Here is a 26,522-nt window from a genome sequence, read left to right as displayed (position 1 = left end):
GATAAAAATAGTTATGATCAAAGAGTTGTTGAGATGATCAAAAGATTAAGACTGTGACGGTAAAACCACATTGGCTAAGGGTAAAAGCACCACAAATTCAAAGAGTTGGCAGTGTTAAGGATATTTTGCGAGATTTGAACTTAAATACTGTTTGTGAGGAAGCATCATGCCCTAATATTGGGGAATGTTTTAATGCTGGTACTGCTACATTTCTGATTATGGGGCCAGCTTGTACTCGTGCTTGTCCTTATTGTGACATCGATTTTGATAAAACTCCTAAAGAACTTGATGCTACAGAACCCTTACGATTAGCTGAAGCGGTACAAAGGCTTAATCTTAATCATGTGGTTATTACATCCGTAAACCGTGATGACTTACCAGACGGCGGTGCTAGTCAATTTGTGGCTTGTATTACAGAAACTAGAAAATTATCCCCAGAAACTACTATTGAGGTGTTAATCCCTGATTTATGCGGTAATTGGAACGCTTTAGAAATCATCTTACAGGCTCAACCAGAGGTATTAAATCATAATACAGAAACCATAGCTAGATTATATCGTAAAGTGCGCCCTCAAGGGGAATATCTGCGATCGCTTGAGCTATTAAAGAAAACTAGAGAATTATCATCCCTTACCTATACAAAATCAGGAATAATGGTAGGTTTAGGGGAAACAGATGCAGAAGTAAAACAGGTAATGGAAGATTTACGAGGAGTTGATTGTGATATTCTCACCATTGGGCAATATTTACAACCATCACAACATCACTTAGGAGTTAAAGAATTTATCACCCCAACGCAATTCAATTCATGGCGTGAATTTGGTGAAAAATTGGGCTTTTTACAAGTAGTTTCTTCTCCTCTAACTCGTAGTTCTTATCATGCGGGGGAAGTCCAAAAACTGATGAAACTTTATCCTCGATATTAGAGATATTTTGCTTTACTTTTAACTGGTAATGTTAATATATTCTTTGATTCCCAAGAAAAGAAGGTTAGTATCAACTTTTATTTGCTTATTAATATCAGGGAAAATTTCTTCTAAATATTGATTTAATAATAGAGCATCACCGCCAGTTAAAATTACTTGACTTTGAGGATATTTTTGTAACCAATCTTCCGTAAAGTCTCGAATACTAGCAATAATTGTATAAATAATACCACTTTGAATAGCTGAAGAAGTATTTTTCGCCCAACGGGGGGTGATTTCGCTAATCATCTCTATTTCTGGTAAGGCGGCGGTATTGAAAAACAGAGTTTGTAACTGTAACCTTACTCCGGGTAAAATTGCACCACCGATTAATTTTTTATTCTCATCTGCACCAGTAAAAGTCAAAGCGGTGCCACTATCGATGACAAGACAAGGAAAACCATAGTTACATCCTGCTCCCCATAATGCTAAAATGCGATCAACTCCCATCGTCGAGTAAATATCTTGTAAAGGAATAGTTTTACCATTGATAATGGTAGTTTGAGGCAGAGAAAGATAGATTTTTGTAGCTGAAGGTACAACAGAAGCGACATATAACGGAATTTGTGCTTTTAAGTGAAAATAAAGGGTTTTATCTAAAATATGGGATAATTCAGCTAAGGATTCAGCTTGAGAGGTATTCCATGTTTGCTGTATTTTTTCTCCATCACAATAACACCAATGGAGTCGAGAATTACCGATAATTAAACCAAGCCAAGATTGCATATACAATATTTAACCTCTTGCATAAAGTTTAGGATGTATTGATTATTTTCTTTGTGCTTTTTGTGGATTCCAAGATATTTATTTATCTTTAATTAAGTAATCCTATTTTTTTTAATATTGTTATCTTATACCTAGAATTATTCCTAATAATAAGATAAAGCCAATCCAAACATTTTGACTGAATATTTGCCCATAATTGACTGATTCTTGATTTGATTTTTGTAATGCTAAATATTGTGCTACCCACATAATCACAGCGATCGCCCATGTAACTCCAAAAAAGAGGTTAAAGTTGTTAAAAGAGCCAAGATAAGCGAATAAACCAGCAGTGAGAGCAAAAAATAAACCTACTGCATCTTCGACAAAATCCCCGAAAAAGATGGCACTAGAATTAATACCCATTTTGAGATCATCGGGTTTATCTGCCATAGCATAAATAGTATCAAAACCCATTGTCCAAGTTATTGTGGCCCCCCACAATACCCATGTATTAAAAGTGAGATTACCGGTGACGGCACTCCAACTGATTAACACCGCAAAACCCCAAGCGATGGATAAAACTAATTGAGGGATAGGAAAGACTCGTTTAGCTAAGGGATAACAAATAATTACAGGCACAGAAGCCACACATAACCAAAAACTGAGGGAATTAAGATAAAATGCCAATCCTGCGGCACAAGTTAAACTGATAATAAAAACAATAATACCGACTTTTACGGATAAAGCACGGGATGCGAGGGGGCGTTTTTTTGTCCTCTCTACCTGATTATCTATGTTACGATCCCATAAATCATTAATAACACATCCTGCGGCACTGGTGGCTAAACTACCTAAAATAATAATGCCTACCAACACAAGGGGAGGTTTTCCCATACTAGCGAAAAACACCGCCCATAATGCTGGAATCATGAGGATTAATCTTCCTGCTGGTTTATCCCAACGGAGAAGTTTAATAATACTTTGGAATAAAGAAGGTGAATTAACTTCAGAAGAAGAAATCATAACTATAGTAAAAATATTAATAAGCAATAGTTTATCAAATTCAAAGACTTTGCGGTGGAGTGTATTGCGAAAAAAACTTAAGGAGAATGTAAAGTGAAAATGGTAATTTCTGGGCGACAATTAAAGCGAATGTAAGGATAAGCCATGCCGATTCCTCGATTAGTATATTGAATCATATCTTCAAGGTGATATAAACCACTAATATATATTTCTCCATAGGGAGGTAAAAAAGGCGCACCAAAGAAAGGAATATTAACTTGCCCACCATGGGAATGTCCTGATAATTGTAACGCAAAACGGTGAGTAATAGCGCTTTCAAACGCTAAATCAGGCTCATGTGCTAAAAGAATATTTACTCCTGTTTTTGGTAGTTTTTCTAATACTAAATCTAGGTTATATTTACGAAATAAAATATCATCGACTCCTGCGATATTTAGAATACTATTATTTTTTTCGATGGTATAAACATCATTTTTTAAGTTAATAATATTACTATCTTTTAAAGCAGTTTCTACTAAACTAAAATTAGTACCATAATCATGATTTCCTAATACAGAAAAACTTTTATAAGTGGGGTTTAATTTACTTAGTGCATTAGTTAATATTATCCTATCTTCATCTAAAGATCTTTCTTTAAAATTAGATGTATAAATACCAGTTTTATTCATAATTTTCTTGAAAAAAGAAGGATGTTTTTCTACATAGGGAAGATGATTTTCACCGAATCTTTTAGTATAAGTAATCCTTTGAGAAAAGAAATCCCCTGTTAAAACAACTATATCAGGATTTTGTTCATTGATTAATTGGACTATGTTTTCTAGTCTTTTTTCCGTCATCCATTCACTAATATGAATATCGCTAACTTGGACTATTTTCCATCCTTCAAATTCTTTGCTTAAATTAGGTAAATTAAGATCAATATTTTTAAAATCAATCCACTCTGGTTCTATGGTATAAATATAAAATAAAAAACTAAATATAGCTATAACAATCATCGTTGTTGATAATGTCATAAACTTAACTAAACTAACAATAGATTTTATTAAATATTTCATAGTAAATTGTGAATATTGATCATTGTTAATTGTTAATTATTTATTGTTAACTATTTATTGGTTAACTGATATTTGCCTTCAGATTCGGGATTTTCAACTCTGGGTAATCCCATACTATAATTAACCACTCTAGCGTCAAGATTATAGCTAATTTCCCCTTTATTTAAGAGGTTACGAATAAAATGTTCTAATTCTGAACCAATACGACGTAAATTATAATCTGTTAAGTCTTCTCCACTATAGTTTTCTACTAACTCATCAAATTTACTATAGACTTTTTGGAGACTAACTTCATCCCAATTAAACTCATTATCAGGATCAACGTCAAGAGTTAAAACTTGATTTGATGGTATTAATTCATTTTTGTGAATTTCGGCAGTATAGATTCTAATATGGCGGGTTGTAGATTTGATTAACATCATGACTAAATATTAACAATTTATAGTTCTAAAGTTATTTTGCCATAAAACTACTTAAGGAAAAGGGTATTTACGTTAACGAGGAAAATTAATTTTTTATCTTCACAAGATCTTCACAATCTTAAGTCTTAATAGAAATATCAAACAACGAAGATTTTATCAAGAGAGATTAAAAATATGGCTAACCAAAAACATTTACAACTTCTTTTATCTTCATCAGCGACTAATTGGAATAACTGGAGACAAGAAAATCCTCATATTGTGATAGATTTACAAAATGCGAATCTAAGTAAATGTAATTTAAGTCAATTTAATCTTAAAGAAGCTAATTTGGAAAAAGCAGATTTAAGTCAAGCTAATCTTACCAAAACTAATTTATCTAAAGCGAATCTTACTAAAGCGAATTTCACTAAAGTCTATGGTAGAGATGCTAACTTTAGTTTGGCAAACTTACAAGATGCGAATTGTTTTAATGCTTATTTTATTCAAGCTGATTTTAGCAAATCTTGTTTATTAGGAGTTAACTTTCAAGAAGCCAATTGTACAGAATCTTTTTTTATTGGTAGTAATCTAAGTTATGCTAACCTCTCTCGTGGTATTTTTAGGGGAGTAAGTTTTGTCGAAGCTAATTTAAACGAAGCTAATTTAAGAGAAATCACACTTAATGAAGGAGATTTAACTTCCGCCAAAGCAAATAATACTGATTTTAGTCAAGGAACTTTAACGGGTATAATTATTGAAGATTGGCAAATTAATGATTTTACCAAATTTGAGCAAGTTATTTGTAATCATCTTTTTGTCTCTTCTCAAGAAAAAATTACCACCGATTTTCAATGTTTTCCTCACACATCAAGTTTTTTACAATTTGCCTTAAATAAGAATAGTATTAATGATGTAAAACTTAATGAAGTTATTAATATCCTTGAAATTAAGAAAATGGCGATAGAAGAACAAATACAACAGTTAATTAATAATAATACTAATCAACATTTAATGGCTTCTTAATAGTTTGCATACATTTTCCTCTCTATGACTAAAAACTTTTGTTAAGTGTGCATTATTTTCCCTTACTAATAAGTCAATTACAATATCACAAAAATCCTTTAACACAGAAAAATGTAAAGGGTTTTATTCTCTCTGAATATTCAATAATTCAATTAATTCTTTATCATCTTCCCATCTGGGCACAATCTCTAATTTATCATTATATTCTCCTGTGTGTGTAAACCATAAATTAGCTAAATCTTCTTTTATTTGTTTTATTCCTTCGGTAATAACTGCTCTATAATCATCTTCAGAAAAAGTAAAGACACGATGAGGTTTGGGTTGGGTAATTGTCCATTTAACAGTATCTTGATGGTGAGTTACTTGAATACCTTGCTCAATTCCTGCACAATCAGGTACACCACACCAACAGGTTAAGATAAAGTATTTACCGTTTTGTTTTAAAGTATTGTTTAATTCTGTCAAAGATGTAGCATAGTAAGAAAAATCAGCGATGGGTTTTCCATCAACTAAAATTATAGTGACAAAATAAAGGTTATCATCATTATCAAAACGATATATTTTACTATGTAAATTTAGTTTATTCATTAGTTAGTAGAATAATAAAAATATCAATGAAATAGAGAGATAGAAAAAATACTTATAAATCAAGTTCTCAATCTTAGCTTAAATCCATTGTAGAGGCTTAATATCCTAACCTCTATCTTCTGTAATTATTAATAGTCTAAACTAAGTACAAGAGTTTCAAGTCCTAATTTTTCTTTTTTTACTACTTCACTATAGAATAAATATAAGAAATCTTTATGCTGTGGATGCCCACGAGAAGCACCACTAGCACCCATAGCAATTACAACTCCGCAATAACCGTTAAATTTAGCAACATCTTTTTGCCATAATTTTAATTGTTGAGAAAAGGAATCTTTTTGATTAGTTTCTTCAAATTGAGCTAATATGTATAAATTCTCTTCTTTTGTTTGTAAAATACTAAGATCAAAATGTTCTTCTTCATAAGGATCATAACCTTTATTAAAAGTTAAATAAACAATACCGTTTTCATCCTTTAATTTTTCGATAATAATTTGTGCTTTCGGACGAGTTGTTTGTACAATAATTACGGGAAAACCTGCTTTTAATGCCTGATTTTTGGTAATTTTACCAAGAGTGTTAACGTCAATGTTAGCTAAAGACTTATTTTGGAGAGAATTAAATAAACTAGATTCTATTTTACCTAAAGAAATTAGCGCACCTTCAGGAATTAATTCGTCACTGACAGCCAAATCATCATCGTCGTCATCATTATCGAAAAAGTCTTCATCGTCATCATCGTCATCATCATCGCCGAAAAGATGTTCTAATTCTTTAGTAATTTCTGGCGTAGTGGAAACATTTATTTTTAAATTAAAATCTTTTAAAGGGATTTCTACATCATATTCCTTTTCAATTAAGTCGATGTTTTCTTCGGATAATTCTTCTTCAAATTCATCGATAAATTTACCAAATGCTTTTAAAGCGGCATAAATAGGATAGACTTCTTCTTCATCTTTGAGAGGGGAAATTCCTTCATAGGGATGAATGCTACCGAAAATAGGTTTAACCTTACTTTTTAAAAATTCATTCCAGTTTAAAGATTCTTCATCATCATCATCGTGAGAAAAATTAATAAACCAACAATCTTGCTGTAAAAATGTCGCTTCTAATTCACCTTCTTCCTCTGACTCTGTTAAACTCATGACTTGTTGACGAAAAGTTTTCATGGAGTCTAAAGATCGATATAAGATAATACCAAATTCTTCTCCTAACATTCCCATCACACAAGCATAAAGGCTTTCAACACCCCATTGATTAACGTCAATTTTGATGATTTCTTCTTCCGATAATGATTGCCATGGTTGTTGTCTCCAAATTTCAGATATAGCTACTTTCTCTAAGGCTTTTGATAATTCAGGGGAAATATTTTCATCACTTTCTGTGTGCATATTTTGAAAGTTTTGCCATAATTCATCTAACAGAGGTAATTCTGGTTGATAATCCACAATAATATCTAAACCTTGTAATGCACCACGCAAGAAAAACTGTAACTGTCTATCTTTTACCACAATTTTCTGTGGCCGTGCTGGTATAGCTGGACTATGGGGATTCTCAATGGCTTTTAATAATGCCCTTACCATGGCTTCTGGACCTGATTTTGAACGCATTACATCCATTGATCTCACAAAGCCTTCACTACCGTCCACCCAAATAATACATTCTCCGTTATCGACTAAATCTGGTTCAAGATTTTCCATCATCCCTGTAATCGAACGGCGATCGCCTTCCCATACATGAGGAATTTGAGGAAGACGTTGTAATCTGTGTTTTGTAGTTTCTGGTAAGGAAGTCATTTAAACAATTAGTAATTAGTAATTATTAATTAGTAATTAATTAAGAATTTTAAATTAATTAAAAATTAGGAATTGGGCAAAAAGTCAGCAGAATTAATTTTTGCTTTACCTAGTAAGATACCATATTCTATACCTTCAACTACGGCTTGATAAGAAGCATCAATAATATTTGTTGATACTCCCACTGTAGCCCATCGTTGTTCACCGTTGCTAGATTCAATTAAAACCCTAGTTTTGGCTGAAGTTCCTTTTGCTCCATCAAGAATTCTTACTTTATAATCCGTTAAATAAAATTGAGCAATTTCGGGATAGAATTTAACTAAAGCCTTACGCAAAGCCTTATCTAATGCAGAAACTGGCCCATTTCCTTCTGCTACTTCTAATAACTCTTCTCCATCAACGATGATTTTTATAGTAGCTAAAGCATGGGTATGAGAGATTTTTCCGTCTAAGGTAATGTCGGAATGCACTTGAAAACCTTTAATACCGAATAATTGTTGTCTTTGATTTAAGGCTTCTCGTAATAATAGTTCAAAACTAGCCTCCGCCGCTTCAAATTGATAACCTTGACTTTCTAAGGCTTTTAATTTCAATAAAATTTCTCGACAAATAGGATCATTTTTATCAAATTCGATGCCAAAGGTTTTCGCTTTACTGATAATATTACTTAATCCAGATTGATCTGAGATCACGATTCTTCTTTCATTACCAATAGATTCAGGTTCTATATGCTCATAGGTTAAAGGATTACGAGCCACTGCGGATACATGAATACCACCTTTATGGGCAAATGCCGATCTTCCCACAAAAGGAGCATGATTATCAGGAGGAAGATTGACTATTTCACTAATTAAACGACTATTAGGGGTTAATTTAGTTAATTCTTCTGGTTCAAGACATTTATAACCTAATTTTAGCTGTAAATTAGGGATTAAAGTACATAAATTTGCGTTGCCACATCTTTCACCATAACCGTTGATTGTACCTTGAACCATGGTGACACCTTCTAATACAGATGCCATGGCATTAGCGACGGCTGTACCGCTATCATTATGAGTATGAATACCTAATTGTGGACTATGAGAATCATCTAAATTAAGATCAAGTTTTCCCCTAATTTCCGACACAATTTGACTAATTTCATGGGGTAACGTACCGCCATTTGTATCACAAAAAACAAGCCATTGCACACCACCTTTAATAGCTGATTGAAGGGTTTTTAAAGCGTATTGGGGATTATTTTTATATCCATCAAACCAATGTTCAGCGTCATAAATTACTTTTCTTCCCTGCGATCGCAAATAGGTGATAGTATCTTCAATCATGGCTAAATTCTCATCCAGAGAGGTTTTTAAGCCTTCTGTAACGTGTAAATCCCAAGATTTGCCGAAAATGGTCACCCAATGAGTATTAGCTGCTAGAATCGCTTTTAAGAGAGGATCTTTATCGGCGGATTGATTAGGGCGACGAGTTGAACAAAAAGCCACTATATTAGCTTGTTTTAGAGGCTGTTGTTGTAACTCCCAAAAAAATTGTACATCCTTGGGGTTAGCACCAGGCCAACCACCTTCAATAAAAGGGATACCCATATCATCTAATTTTCGGGCAATTTTCAACTTATCTGCTAAAGAAAGTGAAATACCTTCTTTTTGGGCTCCGTCTCTTAAGGTAGTGTCATACAACCAAATTTTTCGCTCATTCATCCTTATAATATCTCTATATCAGGCTATGAAATAATTTTAACGCAATAGCCTATTAAGATATAGATAAAATACTTAGAATTTAATCAATTTTATTTTGTTACAAATTCATTAAGGTATTTTAAAATTCTTTGACAATTCTTCCTTGACTGGTGAAAGAAATTCCTTGAGTACTAGCAGTACTAATCATAACCGATTCAGCGAAAGGTTTTACGACTTTTTTATCTGCTACCCATTCCATTAAAAAATTAGCACCTATTCCTCCTCTAGTATCACTATCTTCGATATAAAAATTAGTAGAAGCTAAAGGTTTTAATGTTACAGGAGAAGCTAAATAATCGTCAATTAAATTACCTTGAGTATCATAATATTTAACAGATTTAATAATAATAGAATTATCTAAATCAATGTTATGAAAACTTACCGTAACCGCTAAATTATGGCTTCTTTGCTGATTGGAATGATAAATATTAGAATATACTGGAATATAAATAATTTGTCCCGTAATCGGTTTAAAATCTGGAGATAAATTAATAGTTTCGGTATTAATAGGATTTTTATTATTAGTAATATTAGTCGGTTGATTATCTAAGGTTTGAGTAGAATTACAAGCGAAAAAGAAGAGAGAGATTAACAATAAAAAACAGAATAAATATTTTTTAGGCATTATTAATTACCATAACGAAGAATAAACTTTTTATTTACAAAAAGAAGAAGATTAAATAATAAGATAGTTATTATCAATTTACCTTAAAATATATTTCAATAATTTTTGATTCTCCTACCCTGACAGTGAATGATTAAGAGACTATATTATAAGCCTGTGGAAAACTTAAATTTTAGGGATAATCGTAAATATTTTATAATATTTTTCTTAGTATGGCATAAATTTACGAAATCCACTGGATAAATAGATAGAAATAAAAAACATCAAATTTACAGGAGAATTAAACCATGACAAAACAAAATGTATCTCAAAAACCTATTATTAAACCTGCCGTCACACTAAAAGGAAATCTCAATGTTGAGAAAATTAAAGTAGGGGAATATTTAGCAGAAATTCAATATTATCAAGTCGTTAAAGTTAACCCTAAAACCATTAAAGTTGTTAGTGATAAAGGAGTAGAATCAAATATAGATAAAGATTTAGTTTTAGAGATGTATTCCGCTAGTCAATATCAAATAGAAAAATATATTACTCGCATAGAAGTTAATAATATTTTAGCGAATATTGGACAACAAATATTTACCGTTAATTTTAACAAACAAGTTAAACAAGATGATATAAAAAATAAGTTATTAACTGCTATTAAAGATGAAGAAGGAAATCCTCTTACTTATGAACAAATAGAGAAAAATTTAAAGACAATTAGTAAGGAATTAAACAAAGGAGAAGAAAGAACTTTAATCGGTTATTTATTAGAGATTAATAATGAGATGGGCAGAAGTAGTGCCATTGATTTAGAAATAGAGAGAGGTAAAAATCGTTTGCGTCAAATTGATCATCGTACTATTAATTATTTAATATTTAAAAATACTAAATATCTTGTTAAATAAAAACTATTAATAATAGGAAAAAACGAAAAGTGATAACCATAGAGATATATTTGATTTATTTTGTCACGATATTAACATTAAGTTAAATTATTAGATAGTAGAAATTATATCAAGGATACTTAAATAGCCTAAGTACCATCAACAATGTACAATCTTAAGTTAAACTCAAGCAACTATAAGAAAATAATATGAAAAATTACCAACTCAAAAGAGTTTTAGCTTTATTTATTAGTCTTAATTGGTTAACCGTTGGCTGTGGTATGTTTGGCACAACGGGAGAAAATACCACCACAACACCAGAAACAGAAAATACGAATACTGCTGAAAATAGTAGTGAAGGCTTGAAATTAGGAGCATTATTTCCTATCACTGGGGATTTATCGTCTATTGGGCAAAATATGCCTATTGCATCTCAATTAGCGGTGGATACTGTTAACGCTTGTGGAGGTGTCAATGGTAAACCTGTAACTTTAGTGAAAGAAGATGATCAAACTGATCCTGTAGCTGGAACTTCTGCTATAACGAAATTAACGGAAGTGGATAAAGTATCAGGAGTAGTTGGTTCGTTTGCCAGTAGTGTTTCTACGGCAGCTTTGGATGTAGCGGTGAGAAATAACGTTATGATGATTTCACCGGGTAGCACAAGCCCTGTTTTTACTGATAGAGCGAAAAAAGGAGAATTTAACGGATTTTGGGCGCGCACAGCACCTCCAGACACCTATCAAGCCCAAGCCTTAGCCGCTTTAGCCCAGAAAGAGGGTTTTAAAAATGTTTCTACAGTAGTGATAAATAATGATTATGGAGTAGCATTTGAATCGCAATTTGTAAATGCGTTTACTACGGCAGGAGGCAACATTCTCAATAAAGAAAAACCAGTACGTTATGATCCAAAAGCCACTACATTAGACTCAGAAGCAGGATTAGCCTTCGCAAATAAACCAGATGCAGTAGCGGCGGTATTATATGCAGAAACAGGTAGTTTATTGTTACAAGCGGCTTATAAACAAGGTTTAACTAAAGGCGTTACGGTATTGTTAACTGATGGTGTTTATTCGGAAGATTTCACGAAACAAGTAGGAAAAACTGCCGATGGTACATCTATCATAGCTGGTGCATTAGGCACTGTACCGGGGGCTGACGGTAAGGCTTTACAGGATTTTACCACTTTATGGAAGGAAAAAACAGGAGATAAACCAGTGACGGCTTTTGTGCCTCATACATGGGATGCAACGATTTTATTAATGTTAGCGGCACAATCAGCAGGAAGTAATACTGGAGAAGGGATTAAGAGTAAAATTCGAGAAGTATCAGTAGGTGAAGGTACAGAGGTTACAGATCCTTGTCAGGCTATGGAATTATTACGCAAAGGTGAGAAAATTAATTATCAAGGTGCTAGTGGTAATGTGGATGTAGATGAAAATGGTGATGTTGTGGGAGTTTATGATGTTTGGAAAGTTAACCCTGATGGTAGTTTAGCGGTTATTGATAAGATTTCCCCTATCATTAAATAACTCATTTTTATAATTTTTTAGTTAAATTTGACTAACTTTGGCTATCAGTAATTTACTAATATTATGTATTTTAATAGTTTGAAAAAAAAGTTTATTAGTTATCAAAAATATTTACTAAAAATTAGAGTTATTGTCAATATAATTAGTTAACAATTAATTTCATCAACACAGTTTAATTTTTCAGATATTTACCAATAATTTTACTATTATGTTTATCGCCATTGTTTCATTAAAAGGAGGCGTAGGTAAAACTACTACTGCCATACATTTATCAACTTATTTACACATGGATAAACCGACTTTATTAATAGATGCTGATCCTAACCGTTCTGCGTTAGTATGGGCTAGGGAAGATAATCTACCTTTTATCGTAGCATCTCAAGCTGGTTCTGCAACATTTGTGCCTAAACATAGCCATATTATCACGGATATGAAAGCTCGACCAGAAGAAGACGACTTATTAGATTTAGCTAAGGGAAATGACTTAATTATTATTCCTACAACACCGAATCATCTCGATTTAGATGCCACTATTAAAGCAGTGGATTTTTTCAAAAAACATAATGTTAATAATTATAAAATTCTCTTGACAAAAGTTGATTCAAGAACTACTAATAGTAAAACAGCTAAACAATTTTTAATCAGAGAAAACATCCCTTTATTTAAAACTGAAATTCCGTTATTAATTGCCTTTGAAAGAGCATCACAAAATGGTAAAACTGTTAAAGATTATCATGATTCCCGTGGTAAACAAGCATGGAAACAATATGAATCCGTTGGCAAAGAAATAATTAATTTATAAACTTATATTATTTTGATTATCGCTTATATTTACACTAATCCTGTGATAGAAATAACTCCTGATTCTTTTTTTTGGGGTTGTGAAATTGAGGCGATTTATCAAGATATTGGTGAGAGACAACAATTAATAAAGTTAATTCGTGATTGTGAAAAAAATGCGCCAAGTTATCTATTAATTCGTAGTTTATCTGAATTTGGGAATAGTTTAGATGAGGTTACTCAAATTATAACTATAATAGAAGAATTAGGTATAGAAATTATTGCTATTGATGAAGATTATAATAGTAGTAAATTCAAAATAATTAATAATAGTAAGACTAAAGAAAAATTACTTAATATTTGGAATGATATTAGCCAAAAAATCCATCAAAAAAAATTATTAAAATCTCACGGTAATAATCGTTTAAATATTTTACCACCACCGGGTAAAGCACCATTTGGTTATTTAAAAGGAAAAGATAGTTATATTATTAATAGAGCAACTTCTTCTATTATTAGAGACTTTTTTGAACATTTTTTGTTATATTCTTCTGTCAGTGATAGTGTTAGATATTTAGCGAAAAAATATGATAAAAAAATTGCTTTATCCACAGCTATTAATTGGTTAAAAAATCCTGTTTATCGAGGAGATTTAAACTATAAAAATAAAGAAATTATTTCCGATACCCACACCCCGATTATTAGTCGAGAAGAAGGGGCACAAATTGATAGAATCTTAAAAAGTCATCGGTTAGTAAAACCCAGAAGTGCGTCAGCAAATTATTCTTTAGCAGGTTTATTAAGGTGTCAACAATGTGAATCCTCTTTTAGAATTAGCAAGGTAAAAAATAAGAAATATCCTGAAAAATATTTATACCTAATTCCGACTAAATGTCAAGGTAATTGTAATTATAAATCGGTTAAATATGACTTAGTTTTTTCTGAGGTTATTAATAAAATTTGTCGAGATTTTCCTTTGTTAAGTAAAAATACTAATTCTCCTGATTCTAGGGTAATCAAACAGCAGTTAGAAACTAAAATAAAAGATAATGAAGATATTTTAAATAAACTGAAAACTTTAGAAATAGAAAAAATTTTAGATAAAGAAACAACATCTTTAAGAAGTTATAAGATTAACCTAGAAATTGGACAATTAAAACAACAAATTGCACAGTTACCTCCTGATAATTTAGAAAAAATTGCAGTGGCGATTTCTAATCCTCAATTTTGGTATGATTTATCTGCTATAGAGTGTCGCTTTTATTTAAGAGAATTTATTAAAGTCATTAAAATTAATTCTGTTAATAAAGAGGAGAAATATATTGATATAACTTTAGAATTTATCTTTCAAAATAATGTATAATTATTAACGTTAATTCTCATGGCTAAATTAATTATTATGCGTATTTTACACACAATGTTACGAGTGGGTAATCTCGAAAAATCTCTTGATTTCTATTGCAATGTTTTAGGGATGAAGTTATTACGAAAAAAAGACTATGAAAGCGGTAAATTTACCTTAGCATTTGTAGGTTATGGTGACGAAAAAGATAACAGCGTCATCGAACTTACTCACAATTGGGATACGAATAGTTATGATATTGGTAACGGTTATGGTCATATTGCGTTAGGGGTTGATGATATTTTCCGTACTTGTGATCAAATTAAGTCTTTAGGTGGTAAAGTGACTAGAGAACCGGGGGCAATGAAACATGGTTCAACAATAATTGCTTTTGTAGAAGATCCCGATGGTTATAAAATTGAGTTAATTCAAGTTAGTACTCAAGGAAATAAAACAGAATCAAAAAATTAATTATTAATTCATTCAACTTTTGATAATTTGTGTTAGCATCAGCAATAAATCATTGAGAGTAATACCTTTATGGCTAAGGTTTTAGTTTTGAATGCTTCCTATGAGCCGCTCAATATTACTAACTGGAAAAGAGCGGTGGTTTTGTTAATAAAAGGTAAAGCTGAGCCTTTAGAGCATCATTCGCAATTTATTCATCAAACTTTTTCATTACCATCGGTGATTAGGTTACGTCACTATGTCAAAGTGCCTTATAAAGACATTCCTCTGACTAGAAAAAATATCTTTGAGAGGGATAAAAATTCTTGTCAATATTGCAGTTATAAAGGAGATCAAATAACTTTAGATCATATCATACCTCGTTCTCGTGGTGGTGGTGATAGTTGGGAAAATTTGGTGGCGGCTTGTGTACGCTGTAATATAAAAAAAGGAAGTCGTACACCAAAAGAAGCTCAAATGCCTTTACATAAACAACCAAGAAAACCTTATAGTAGCCTTCATTTTGAAATTGCTAAATGTACTAAAGATAATAATAATCATGAATGGCGTAAGTATGTTATTGGTATTTAATAATTGAACATTGTTAATCTTCTTTTTTTTAATACCAAATGCTGTCAATATTGGGTACATTAATTATTGATTGAAAGCAAATTTTTTTACCCACAATTACCATGAATTTATTAAAATTAATTAGTCTGACTTTAGCATTGATTCTTAGTTTAATCACGATAGTTAATCCCGTAGAAGCCTTAGATTATACTAAAAGAGATTTATTTGAAAGTGATTTTTCTGGACAAGATTTGGTAGGATCAACTTTTAATAAAGCAAATCTTCGTAGTAGCAATTTAAGCAAAGCAAATTTACAAGGGGTTAGCTTTTTTGGTGCTAACATGGATTCAGCTAATTTAGAAGGTGCAAATTTAACCAATGCAGTATTGGATTCAGCGAGAATGACAAGAGTTAATCTTCATAACGCTATTCTTGAAGGTGCTTTTGCTACTAATACTAAATTTGAACAAGCAAATATTGAAGGTGCAGATTTTACAGATGTATTGTTACGTCCAGATTTAGAAGAATTATTATGTAGTATGGCAACGGGTACTAATCCTATTACGGGAAAAAATACCCGTGATACTCTTTATTGTGAATAACAATTTATCCTTAGGGTTTGCACAGAAAAATCACAAATTTTTTTTCAGCAATTCCCTAGTTAATAAACAACCATTTTTTTAACATTTCTTGTTGTTTTTTCGAGGGATTATCGATCATTTTTACTAGATAATTAGATGGTTGAGGAGAAGCTAATTTTATCTCGATAGTTTTCAATTCTTCTTGATGAAAATAAGTTAATTTAATCATGTCGTTTTCTTGATAATCTAGTAATCTTTCGTTTAAATTATCTGCGGTTACTCGAAAACCATCAATAGCTAATAACTCGTCTCCAGCATCAATTCCAGCTTTTCCTGCAGGGGAATTTGCTTCTACAAAACTTATTTCTTCATTGCCATTTTTTTTCGTGATATTTAAACCTAAATAAGGAGGAATATTTTTGTCTATTTGTGGTTCTAATTTTACACCAAAAGGCTCAAAATATTCATTAAAGGGTAATTCTGCTGTGGTATCTAAATATAAGTAGAAAAATTCCTTTAAATTTGTATTGGCAATGAGTTCTATTTCTGTTTGTAATTGTTCAGGGGTAAAACCTATTTCTGATACTCCAAATTTTAACCACATAGTTTTCATCACATCATCAAAAGACTTTTCATTGTCGGTATTTTTTCTAATCAATAAATCTAATAATAGAGTAATAAATTGCCCTTTTAAATAATACGAAATCTGATTATTATTACTATAAGCATCTCGGCGATATAATTTAATCCAAGCATCAAAACTAGATTCTTTTAAAGGTTGAATATTTCGCCCTGAAGTTGTTAAATATTGACTAATATCTTTACTTAATAACTCGAAAAATGTTTGATAATTATAAATACCAGCTCTGAGGGGAATAATCATGTCATAATAACTGGTTGTACCTTCAGAAAACCATAAAGAAGTGGTATAATTTTCTTGATCATAATCGAAATTTTCTAAGGCTTTAGGACGAATTCTTTTTACATTCCAAAGATGGAAATATTCATGGGCAACTAATTGTAAGAAACGATAGTATTTTTCTTGTTTTTTGAAGCCAAAACGAGGATAATTTAAGACACAACAATTTTTATGTTCTAATCCTCCAAAGCCACTAGCGGATAAATGTAATAAGAAAAAGTAATTATCATAGGGCAAATTACCAAATATTTTTTCTTCAGTTTTAATAATTTTTTCTGTGTCTTTAATTAGTTTCTGAATGTCAATATTTCCGTCTCCCCAAATTACCCATTGATGAGGTTTATTTTCTAGGGTAAAATCATAAATTTTTTGTGTACCAATTTCAAAAGGGCTATCTACTAAAGTATCAAAATTATCAGCTAAAAAGGTATTTTCTAAAGACGATATTTTTGGTAGGGATGTTGAAACTTGCCAAGAAGAGTAAGGTACATTAATAGTAATTGTAAGAGGTAAATTTTCGTAATTAGGTATATAAAAGAATAACGCAGCACCATTAAAATAACCGTGAGTAGCATCTAAATGATTAGTTCTAACAGTTAATTCATTAGCATAAATTTGATATTTTACTGTTATATTTTGCTCATTATTTGCAGTAACTAACCAATTATTTTTAGATGTTTTTTTCCAGTTTAATTTATTATTATTTACCGTTGAATAAGCTGTAAAATTTTGTAAATGTCGAGAATATTCCCTAACTAAATATGAGCCGGGTGTCCACACAGGCATTTTACAATTTAGAGTTTTTTCTTGCCAGTTTTCAATGTTTAAGGTTACTTCAAATAAGTGAGATTCTGGACAAGCCATCGAAATAAAATAATGGATATTTGGACTTAATTTATTCATGTTTTATCTTCAATAATTAGTGAAATTTATAAGTTATATTTGATAGTTATTCATTACCTAATTTACCGATAATATGATGTAATTGTTTAATATTTAAAATATAAAAAATATCACTATTTGATTTTAGATAAATCACTTTTTTTTCTTCTAATTTATTCATAATTTGACTACATTCTTCTAAACTTAATTGAGCTAAATCTGCTAAATCTTGTTTTAAAAAAGGATAAAGTTTAATGCCTTTTTCTGTGATTTCACCATATTTATCTGCAAGGGAAATTAAAACAGTAGCTAATCTTACTTTTCCTGTTTGGCGATGAAATTGACAATATTTTTGATATTCGGTAACTCGACTTACCATCAATTTTAGAAAACGGTTTTGTATTTGAGAATCTCGAAATAATATTTGTAAAAATCTTTGTGCGGAGATACTTAATACTTCTACCGCCGAAATGGCGATAACTCGACTATTACCATTAAGAGTACTTAAAATTCCTGCTTCTCCTACACAGCCACCTTTACCGATAATTTCTAATGTGACATTTTCTTCGCTATAAATATTTTCTAGCTTTACCCATCCCGAAACTATAAAATAAATAGCTTTTCCCCAGTCGTCTTCGGCAATAATCACTTCTTCTGATTCATAATTGTCACTGTCTGCCATAGAAACTAGCCATTCTATGGTTTCAGTATTTAGGTTATGGAATAGGGGAAAAAGATCGCTAATTTCTTGCGTCTCCATGAAATATTAATTAAATATAAGAAGTTGATTTTAAGATCTTGAACTACTGCATTCTACTCGATTTAGTCAATAAACATCAACTAATTTAAAATTACTTCCGTTGAGAGCAGGTTTCAGGTTTAATATCCTCGAATTTAGGTGATTAGTCAATCAAAAAATGTAAAGTTTTCCCTCCTCTAACCTCCGAAACTTGAGGGGAATTAAAGGAAAGATTGTCCACAAATTATTTAATATTGCTATATATTTTCTATGTATTTTTTTTACTTAAAACCCTTTACACCTGACACCTTTACACCACCAAAAATTTTATAGTTAACGGATGGTAAAATTAAAGGACATGGGCCATAAGAAACTAACCAAAAAATATTTATGGAAATCTTAAGTTTTCCTTACATTAACTTTACTTTATTTTCGACAAATGTAAAAATAGATACAGAAATAAAAAATATTTTAGTAATTTTAAACAAAAAAATTATATCTACAACCTAAAGAGAAAATAATATGAAAATGAAATATCGTGGCAATCAATATAAATCAGAAACTTCCGTGCTGGAAATGAAAGAAAGTGACATTATCGGCAAATATAGAGGTAGTGAATGGAATTATAAATTACCGAAACATATTCCACAACTTCAACCTAAATTATTTTTAACCTATCGTGGTACGAGTTATAGTACTTGCCCTAATGCTATTCCTTTGATGATGGAGACAAAAACACCCATAACTACTTCTCATCTTGTCACTACGGTAGCAGAATGTAACTTAGAGCAAGTACATTTATCTAACTTGAGAAGAAACTTAGAAAGAAGAATCAAAGTGGCACAAGAAAACCACAATGATTATTTATTAGAAATGTTGAAACAAGAATCTCAACAATTAGCCGTTAACTAATTAATTATTAATTACTTACTATATACAGGGCCTAATCCCACTTTTGGAGCATAAAGAGCGCGATCGCCTAATTCATGTTCTATGCGTAATAAGCGGTTATATTTAGCTACTCTTTCACTACGACATAAAGAACCTGTTTTTATTTGTCCTGCTCTTGTAGCCACAGCTAAATCGGCAATAGTGGTATCTTCAGTTTCTCCAGAACGATGACTAATAACAGAGCTGTAACCTTTACGAGTAGCTAATTCGATGGTTTGGAGAGTTTCTGTTAAAGTACCGATTTGATTAAGTTTAATAAGGATAGAGTTAGCAATACCTAAATCTATACCTTTTTGTAAACGTGTGATATTAGTAACAAATAAATCATCACCGACTAACTGAATTTTAGATCCGAGTTTTTCGGTAAGTAATTTCCAGTTATCCCAATCATCTTCGTGTAAAGCATCTTCGATGGAGACAATAGGATATTTACCAACTAAACTTTCTAAATAATTAATAAATTCTACGGGAGAATGATCACAACCATCGTAGTTATATTGACCATTTTTGTAAAATTCACTAGCGGCAACATCCATGGCTAGGGCAACTTGATCTCCTGCTTTATAACCTGCAATTTCAATGGCTTGAATTAATAAGTCTAAAGCCTCTTGATTTGAACCTAAATTAGGGGCATAACCACCTTCATCTCCCACTCCTGTTAGTAAACCTTTCTCTTTTAAAACTTTGCTTAAACAAGCGAAAATTTCTGCACCCCACCGTAAACCTTCAGAAAAAGTTTCTGCACCGATGGGCATAATCATAAATTCCTGAAAATCTACGTTATTATTAGCATGACTTCCGCCGTTAAGAACGTTCATCATGGGTACGGGTAAAACATTAGCTAAAGGGCCTCCTAAATAGCGATAAAGAGGAATTTGTAACTCTCCCGCTACCGCTTTGGCATTGGCTAAAGATACGGCTAAAATCGCATTGGCACCCAAATTTTTTTTATTAGGTGAACCATCAAGATTAATCATAGCTGTATCAATCCCAACTTGGTCAAAGGCATCATGATCAAGTAATGCTGGTTCAATTTTATCGATGATATTATCTACCGCTTTTAAAACTCCATTGCCACCGTATCTATGGCGATCGCCATCTCGTAATTCATGGGCTTCAAAGCTACCAGTAGAAGCACCACTAGGTACTTGAGCTAAACCGACAGAGCCATTTTCTAAGCGGACTTCAGCCTCTACAGTGGGCCTTCCACGGGAGTCTAAAATTTCTCTAGCGGTAATTTCTTCAATTAACATTGATTGTTGTTCTAACATGGATAAACCTAATTTATTGAATAAAATCTACACCAATGATACTCTTAGAACTGTCAAAAATTACGAAGACTTTTTCTTTATTTTGGCTAAATTCTAAGTCCATAATTACAACATCCGTATTGTCACCTTTTGAGCCGTTTCTAAGGGTAGTTTTGGTAATTCCTTTAAAATCCCCTTTACCTTGGATAAAGCTATTCCAACGGGATTGTAACTGTTGAGGTAAGATGGTTTCTTTGAGGAAGGGATTTAACCACCCCCTTGCTTGAGCGGATTCTTGAGATACTAAAGAGTTAATAAATTCTGTGGCAATAGTTTCGATGTTTTTATTGGTGGGAATATCTACACCGATGACTTCTTGTTGATCATTAAAAATTACAATCCAATCTTCTGTGATTTTCTCAAAATTGAGGGTTAAAACAACTAAATCACTGCCGGGGGTAACGATTACTTTTGAGTCAGTTAATTTTTGAAATTTACCATTTTGAGTTAAGGTATCCGTAAGAAGGGATTTCATATACTCTAAAGGAATCTCCGAGCGTAAATCTGGAGTAAACAGTTGAGAGACAGAATCAAATTTTTCTGTAAAAAATAAGTTAATAACTTCTTTGGCTTTGGCTTCAAGTTGAGGCGATTTTTCTTGATTGTTACTTTGAGTGATAATTTGATGAGTTTGAGTTTTTTCGGCATAACTGGAGGTTTGATAACTTAACCCTCCGAGTATCAAAGAAAGTGTACTGATAGCGATAAATCGACTAATTTTCATGAAAATAAATTACCTAAATATTTTGATGTGATAACTACTTAGTTTGAATTTTACTTCCTTTTATAAAGAAAAAATTAAATAGATTTGAGAAAATATTTTTTAATCATGGTAGAAAATGCTTCGATTTGGATAGGTTTACTTAAATAGTTATCCATACCTAAAGCTAAACAACGATCTTTTTCTCCTTTGACAGTTCCAGCCGTAAGAGCGATAATGGGTGTATGATGGTTAGATTTTTGTAAAGATCTAATTTTTTGTGTAGCTTCATAACCGCTCATAATGGGCATTTGTATATCCATTAAGATAATATTAGGGTTATATTGTTGATATTTTTTGATGGCTTCTTCTCCATGATTAGCTTCGATAATGTTAATGTCAGGTAAAACTTTCTGAATAATAACTTTGGCTAACATCATAATTTTATTATCTTCCACCAAAAGAATGCTATAGGATGAATAATCGAAAAAAGTATCTTCTTGAGAGGATGTTATGGGTAAAAGATGATTATCTATGTCTGCGGTTTCGGTTTTAACTTTGAGGGTAAAAAAGAAACGACTTCCTTTATTTAATTGACTTTCAAGTTTTAATTTACTGTCCATTAAATATAAAAGTTTATTAGAAATCGTCAAGCCTAAACCTGTGCCTCCATATTTACGAGTAGTAGATTCATCTTCTTGAGAAAAGGCTTTAAATATTATTTTTTGTTTTTCGGGAGATATACCAATGCCTGTATCTTTTACGGAAAATTCTATAGTAGCAATATTGGTTATTTTATCAATATTTAATAGCTTAATCGCTAATTCAATTTCTCCTGTTTCTGTGAATTTTGTGGCGTTACTGAGAAGGTTAATTAATACTTGTTTAAGTCTTAAATCATCTATCCATGCAAAACGAGGTAACTTAGGAGAAACATTTAATATTAATTCAATTTCTTTATCAATAATTTTAAAACGAATTATATCCATTATTAGCCTCGAAAGTTCCCATAAATCATATTTATTAATGGCTAATTCTAGTTTTCCTGCTTCTATTTTAGAAAAGTCAAGAATATCGTTAATTAAATCTAATAATATATCTCCTGATTGATGAACAAAATTTAAGTATTCTTGTTGAGTTGAGTTAAGATTAGTTTCTAATAATAATTCGGAAAAACCTATAATACCATGAAGAGGAGTGCGAATTTCGTGACTCATATTTGCTAAAAATTCTGATTTTGCACGACTAGCAGATTCCGCTTGTTGTTTTGTTTTTAATAAATTTTCTTCAAGGTTTTTTCTTTGAATTGCACTAGAAACACTGTCGGCAAAACTAGATAATAAACTAATTTCGGCTTCTGTCCAAATTCTTTCCTCATGACAGTCATCAAAACCAATAATTGCCGTAGTTATTCCATTATTTAGGAGAGGAAAATAAATTAAAGATTTGATATTTTGTTCTACTAATATGGGCTTAAAAAGTACATCATCTGCAATATTTTTAATTAAAATATGAAAGGTTTTTCCTGCTAAAATTACTTGTTCGGCTTCTTTAAAAAATGAGGTAGGAATATTTTGTAATTCAGGACTATTAATAACAGGTTCTCTTTCGTCTCGATAACATTCATATTTATGGTTACAAACTAACTCATGACCATTATGCTCGAAAGTGAAATAATAGGCTTGATCTGCTTCTATAGCATGGCATAAAATATTTAAAGAATTGGCAATAGCATTTTCAACATTTTTATTAGATAATAATTCTTTTGTAGCTTGAGAAATAGCTAATAACATTTTTTCTTTCTGTTGTAATTTATTCTCTGTTATTTTCTGTTTATTTATATCAAAAATAATGCCTTCAATAAAAAGCAATTCACCTTCATTATTATAAATTCCTTTACCTTTATCTAATACCCAAATTTTATTTCCTTCCATGGTAATTAGGGGGTATTCCACAGCAAAAGATTCTTTGTTTGTTAAAGATTTTGTGATATTTTCGTGAACTTTTTTAATATAATCTGGATGAATAATAATATTCAAATTGATAGTTTGATTATCAAAAAAATCTATCGGTTTATATCCTGATAATCTTTGAATTTCATCACTTATAAAAATAGTCGTAAAATCTTCATCATTTAAACATTGATAAGCTACCCCCGACATATTTGCAATGAGATTTTTTAGTTTATTTTCACTCTCAATTAAAGCAATTTTTGTTTGTTGATTTTTAGTTATATCTGTAACAATTCCGTCTATTCTAATGCGATCGCCATCATCATTAAAGATATATTTGGCTTTATTAGAAATCCATTTTATTTCACCATTAGGTTTGATAATACGATATTCGGTCACAGAATAACCTTTAGTTTCCATATTATGCCAAATATCATCAATAATACCTTTATCTTCAGGGTGAATAATTTTATACCAATAACTATAATCATTCATCCAATCTTCATAGGAAATACCATAAAAGTCTTCCACAGAAGGAGTAATAAAAAGTACCTTATAATCAGGTAAACTAACAGACCAAATTACTTCATTAAGAGAGTTTAAAATACTTTGTAATTGATTTTTTGTAGTTTCTAGTTCAATTTCTGCTTGTTTTTGCTCAGTAATATCTGTTTGTGTACCAAACCAAAACCAATTATTTTTATCATCTTGTTGGGGTTGAGATTTTATTTCCATCCAACGAATTTCATCATTGACAATAAATCTTGCAGTATGATTAAACTTAGATTTTGTCGCAATGGCTTCATCATTTTTTGCCATAAATAATTCTTTATCTTCAGGGTGAATAAGATCTACAGCTAATTGAGAATTTTGTAAAATATCTTCTTCTTTTATACCATTAAGATTACACCAAACAGGACTGACATAAATAAAATTAAAATTTTCTCTTAACTTATAAATTCCCATAGGAATAACAGAGACTAATTCGTTAAATTCTTTAGTTTTTTCTATTAAGGCAATTTCATTTAATTTTTGTTTATTAATATCTTGAAATGAGCCATAAATTCGAGAACATTTACCTTCTTTAAAATCAGATTTAATGATAGCTTTTACCCAAATTTCTATGGCTTTAGCGGTGATAAATTGCACTTCTACAATAGAATTTTTACCTAAATTAATAGCATCACTTACTGCTTTTTTGATCTTTTCTCGACTTTCTCCTTTTTTATAAAAATTAATAGCTTCTTTTAAAGTAGGTTGATAATCTAAAGGTACATCATGAATAATTTTAGTCATATCAGTCCATTTAGAAATATAATTAATTAAGTCAACTTCCCAACCGCCAACTCTAGCTAATTCGTTAGTTTGATTTAAAAATTCTTTAGTTTGATTAAGTTCAATTTCTATATTTTTTTTCTCGGTTATATCTTCAGAAATACCTAATAAATAAGTTGTTTCTCCTGCTGAATTAATAACAGGAATTTTTTTTGTATATAATATTATTTTTCCATTATTTAAAGTAGTTATCTTTTCTTCTATTTCAATTTTTTGAATATTTGTGATAACTTGTTTATCTTTTTCATAGAAAAAATTTGCTTCATCTTCAGGAAATAAATCATAATCATTTTTACCTAATAAATCATCTTTTTTAAACCCAGTTATAATTTCTGCTACTTTATTAAATTCAACAAACCTTAAATCTTTCGCTTTTTTCACGAATAACATTAAGGGAATATTATTAATAATTTCAGATAAAAATTGTTGACTTTCTCTTAATTCTAATTCAGTTTTTTTCTCCTCAGTAACATCTCTTGCTACTCCGTAAATTAAATTATTATAGGTTATTGATTGCCACTGTATATGACGAAATGTACCATTTTGGTGACGATAACGATTTTCAAAATTATGTATAGGTTGATTATCGGCTAATTTAGCCATAATATTAATGGTAGATGGAACATCATCAGGATGTACAAAATCAAGAAATTTACTGCCTTCTAACTCTTTAATAGAGTAACCTAAAACCGATTCCCAAGCCTGATTAACTCGTAAAAAATACCCTTCTAAATTGGCAATACATAGCAAATCTAATGCTAAAAGGAAAAATTGTTGTAAATCTTTGTCAGATATTTCTCTTAAGTTTTCATTATTTTGATTAGTTGATTTTTTGGGAGTCATATAACAATTAACAAATAATAATTAATTATTATTCTACTTTATCACTTGAAGATATAATAAGTTTGAATGTGAGTGCAATATCATATCATAACTTATTGACCTTCGATTTTTCTTAAAATAATTTTATTTATAAGCATTAAAAGTATTTAGGGATTATATAGTTTGAAATTAATAAAAATAACTAATAATCTTTGTTGCCTCTTGCCTATAATTAATTTTGCCTACTTATTTATCTATGACTTTTTTCCATAACGCTAAACCTCCTCCTCTACCTCTAGCCGCAATTATATTTTCTGAGACATAAAAATAACTAAAAAAGGCTTGTTGATTAATATTTTTTTGATAAAATTGACTATGGCTATCTTTGCCATTTCTGATATTCATTTCATAGGTTTTTTGTCCTAAAATAAACATTTTTAAATAGGTAAAATCAAAGGCTATTATATTTTTTTTTAGAATAAATTTACTAGGGCCATCGATAATAAATTTTACTAACCCAAATTTAACAATATTTTCGATTTTTCCTTGATTTTTTTCCTTTAAATTTTCTTCCGAGGAATAAGAAATAATAACTTTAACAAGAGAAGGTAAATAAAAACCACTACCGAGAAAATTACCTAACTTTTTTTGACTGTTTTTAGTACCAGTAATGAAATGTAACTGCCAATGTCCTATTAATTGCTCAAATTGATATTGAGTTTTTTCTTGATGGCTATGTTTTTCTGCTGCTAATAAAGCCTCAACTAATAAGTTACTTTTTGGTAAAGAATTTTTATGATTAACAGCATTATTTAAAATCTCAATAAAATCTATCATTATCGTTATTTTATCTACTTAATTTAACTAAATT

24 protein-coding genes are annotated in these 26,522 nt (G+C 30.8%); 10 read left to right on the top strand and 14 right to left on the bottom strand.

Annotated elements, in window-relative coordinates:
• The first annotated feature begins 53 nt into the window (after positions 1 to 53).
• The gene (lipA, locus tag ACEW8E_RS12335) at positions 54 to 926 is read left to right on the top strand and encodes a lipoyl synthase (protein ID WP_373480645.1); all 873 of its coding nucleotides are present in this window, start codon (positions 54 to 56) and stop codon (positions 924 to 926) included.
• A gap of 18 nt (positions 927 to 944) precedes the next feature.
• Here the strand turns inward: lipA and ACEW8E_RS12330 are convergent, their stop codons facing one another.
• The 4 genes from ACEW8E_RS12330 to ACEW8E_RS12315 all read right to left on the bottom strand — a co-directional run bounded on the left by ACEW8E_RS12330 (position 945) and on the right by ACEW8E_RS12315 (position 4,167).
• Positions 945 to 1,691: a pantothenate kinase gene (locus ACEW8E_RS12330; RefSeq protein WP_373480644.1), complete on the bottom strand. Its 747-nt coding sequence runs from the start codon at positions 1,689 to 1,691 to the stop codon at positions 945 to 947.
• A 120-nt stretch (positions 1,692 to 1,811) separates the two neighbouring features.
• Positions 1,812 to 2,693 carry a 4-hydroxybenzoate solanesyltransferase gene (locus ACEW8E_RS12325; protein WP_373480643.1) on the bottom strand — a complete coding sequence of 294 codons (882 nt, stop codon included), beginning with the start codon at positions 2,691 to 2,693 and terminating at the stop codon, positions 1,812 to 1,814.
• A gap of 77 nt (positions 2,694 to 2,770) precedes the next feature.
• On the bottom strand, positions 2,771 to 3,748 hold the full coding sequence (locus ACEW8E_RS12320) for a metallophosphoesterase (RefSeq protein ID WP_373480642.1): 978 nt from the start codon (positions 3,746 to 3,748) through the stop codon (positions 2,771 to 2,773).
• A gap of 50 nt (positions 3,749 to 3,798) precedes the next feature.
• Complete coding sequence (locus tag ACEW8E_RS12315; protein ID WP_373480671.1) at positions 3,799 to 4,167, bottom strand: NAD(P)H-quinone oxidoreductase subunit M; 369 nt, start codon at positions 4,165 to 4,167, stop codon at positions 3,799 to 3,801.
• Between the two features lie 177 nt (positions 4,168 to 4,344).
• Here ACEW8E_RS12315 and ACEW8E_RS12310 point away from each other — a divergent pair, with 177 nt between their 5' ends.
• Positions 4,345 to 5,172 carry a pentapeptide repeat-containing protein gene (locus tag ACEW8E_RS12310; RefSeq protein ID WP_373480641.1) on the top strand — a complete coding sequence of 276 codons (828 nt, stop codon included), beginning with the start codon at positions 4,345 to 4,347 and terminating at the stop codon, positions 5,170 to 5,172.
• Between the two features lie 123 nt (positions 5,173 to 5,295).
• On the opposite strand, the gene ACEW8E_RS12305 is transcribed toward ACEW8E_RS12310, so the two are convergent.
• The 4 genes from ACEW8E_RS12305 to ACEW8E_RS12290 form a co-directional block, all read right to left on the bottom strand.
• On the bottom strand, positions 5,296 to 5,760 hold the full coding sequence (locus ACEW8E_RS12305; protein ID WP_373480640.1) for a hypothetical protein: 465 nt from the start codon (positions 5,758 to 5,760) through the stop codon (positions 5,296 to 5,298).
• 128 nt (positions 5,761 to 5,888) lie between these two features.
• Entirely contained in the window at positions 5,889 to 7,553 is a 1,665-nt protein-coding gene (locus tag ACEW8E_RS12300) for a hypothetical protein (RefSeq protein ID WP_373480639.1), read from the bottom strand.
• A 65-nt stretch (positions 7,554 to 7,618) separates the two neighbouring features.
• Entirely contained in the window at positions 7,619 to 9,256 is a 1,638-nt protein-coding gene (gene cimA / locus ACEW8E_RS12295; RefSeq protein ID WP_373480638.1) for a citramalate synthase, read from the bottom strand.
• Positions 9,257 to 9,374: 118 nt separating this feature from the next.
• A complete protein-coding gene (locus ACEW8E_RS12290) occupies positions 9,375 to 9,920 on the bottom strand; it encodes a DUF3124 domain-containing protein (protein ID WP_373480637.1) in 546 nt (181 codons plus the stop codon).
• A gap of 287 nt (positions 9,921 to 10,207) precedes the next feature.
• On the opposite strand from ACEW8E_RS12290, the gene ACEW8E_RS12285 reads away from it, so the two are divergent.
• From ACEW8E_RS12285 to ACEW8E_RS12255, 7 genes are all read left to right on the top strand, one after another.
• Positions 10,208 to 10,810 carry a hypothetical protein gene (locus tag ACEW8E_RS12285; RefSeq protein ID WP_373480636.1) on the top strand — a complete coding sequence of 201 codons (603 nt, stop codon included), beginning with the start codon at positions 10,208 to 10,210 and terminating at the stop codon, positions 10,808 to 10,810.
• Positions 10,811 to 10,998: 188 nt separating this feature from the next.
• Complete coding sequence (locus ACEW8E_RS12280) at positions 10,999 to 12,321, top strand: ABC transporter substrate-binding protein (RefSeq protein WP_373480635.1); 1,323 nt, start codon at positions 10,999 to 11,001, stop codon at positions 12,319 to 12,321.
• Positions 12,322 to 12,529: 208 nt separating this feature from the next.
• Positions 12,530 to 13,123, top strand: a complete 594-nt coding sequence (locus ACEW8E_RS12275; RefSeq protein ID WP_373480634.1) for an AAA family ATPase — start codon at positions 12,530 to 12,532, stop codon at positions 13,121 to 13,123.
• A 12-nt stretch (positions 13,124 to 13,135) separates the two neighbouring features.
• Positions 13,136 to 14,464, top strand: coding sequence for a recombinase family protein (locus tag ACEW8E_RS12270; RefSeq protein ID WP_373480633.1), 1,329 nt, complete (start codon positions 13,136 to 13,138; stop codon positions 14,462 to 14,464).
• Between the two features lie 36 nt (positions 14,465 to 14,500).
• Complete coding sequence (gene gloA / locus ACEW8E_RS12265) at positions 14,501 to 14,914, top strand: lactoylglutathione lyase (protein ID WP_373480670.1); 414 nt, start codon at positions 14,501 to 14,503, stop codon at positions 14,912 to 14,914.
• Between the two features lie 69 nt (positions 14,915 to 14,983).
• Positions 14,984 to 15,481: an HNH endonuclease gene (locus ACEW8E_RS12260; RefSeq protein WP_373480632.1), complete on the top strand. Its 498-nt coding sequence runs from the start codon at positions 14,984 to 14,986 to the stop codon at positions 15,479 to 15,481.
• 101 nt (positions 15,482 to 15,582) lie between these two features.
• Positions 15,583 to 16,062 carry a pentapeptide repeat-containing protein gene (locus ACEW8E_RS12255; RefSeq protein ID WP_373480631.1) on the top strand — a complete coding sequence of 160 codons (480 nt, stop codon included), beginning with the start codon at positions 15,583 to 15,585 and terminating at the stop codon, positions 16,060 to 16,062.
• Between the two features lie 55 nt (positions 16,063 to 16,117).
• Here ACEW8E_RS12255 and ACEW8E_RS12250 read toward each other — a convergent pair whose 3' ends face one another.
• Positions 16,118 to 17,863 carry a M61 family metallopeptidase gene (locus tag ACEW8E_RS12250; protein ID WP_373480630.1) on the bottom strand — a complete coding sequence of 582 codons (1,746 nt, stop codon included), beginning with the start codon at positions 17,861 to 17,863 and terminating at the stop codon, positions 16,118 to 16,120.
• Between the two features lie 46 nt (positions 17,864 to 17,909).
• Positions 17,910 to 18,602 carry a Crp/Fnr family transcriptional regulator gene (locus ACEW8E_RS12245; RefSeq protein ID WP_373480629.1) on the bottom strand — a complete coding sequence of 231 codons (693 nt, stop codon included), beginning with the start codon at positions 18,600 to 18,602 and terminating at the stop codon, positions 17,910 to 17,912.
• Positions 18,603 to 19,103: 501 nt separating this feature from the next.
• Here ACEW8E_RS12245 and ACEW8E_RS12240 point away from each other — a divergent pair.
• Positions 19,104 to 19,493 (top strand): DUF4278 domain-containing protein, encoded by a 390-nt coding sequence (locus ACEW8E_RS12240; protein WP_373480628.1) that lies wholly within the window; start codon positions 19,104 to 19,106, stop codon positions 19,491 to 19,493.
• 11 nt (positions 19,494 to 19,504) lie between these two features.
• Here ACEW8E_RS12240 and eno read toward each other — a convergent pair whose 3' ends face one another.
• From eno to ACEW8E_RS12220, 4 genes are all read right to left on the bottom strand, one after another.
• The gene (gene eno / locus ACEW8E_RS12235) at positions 19,505 to 20,803 is read right to left on the bottom strand and encodes a phosphopyruvate hydratase (RefSeq protein WP_373480627.1); all 1,299 of its coding nucleotides are present in this window, start codon (positions 20,801 to 20,803) and stop codon (positions 19,505 to 19,507) included.
• Between the two features lie 13 nt (positions 20,804 to 20,816).
• Positions 20,817 to 21,566: a DUF3887 domain-containing protein gene (locus ACEW8E_RS12230; protein WP_373480626.1), complete on the bottom strand. Its 750-nt coding sequence runs from the start codon at positions 21,564 to 21,566 to the stop codon at positions 20,817 to 20,819.
• A 74-nt stretch (positions 21,567 to 21,640) separates the two neighbouring features.
• The gene (locus ACEW8E_RS12225; RefSeq protein ID WP_373480625.1) at positions 21,641 to 25,672 is read right to left on the bottom strand and encodes a PAS domain-containing protein; all 4,032 of its coding nucleotides are present in this window, start codon (positions 25,670 to 25,672) and stop codon (positions 21,641 to 21,643) included.
• Between the two features lie 225 nt (positions 25,673 to 25,897).
• On the bottom strand, positions 25,898 to 26,488 hold the full coding sequence (locus ACEW8E_RS12220; RefSeq protein ID WP_373480624.1) for a hypothetical protein: 591 nt from the start codon (positions 26,486 to 26,488) through the stop codon (positions 25,898 to 25,900).
• Between the last annotated feature and the right edge of the window lie 34 nt (positions 26,489 to 26,522).

It is taken from the genome of Geminocystis sp. (assembly GCF_041753295.1).
GTDB lineage: Bacteria > Cyanobacteriota > Cyanobacteriia > Cyanobacteriales > Cyanobacteriaceae > Geminocystis.
The sequence above is the reverse complement of the archived record's forward strand: the minus strand, read 5'-3'. Positions and strand labels throughout refer to the sequence as shown.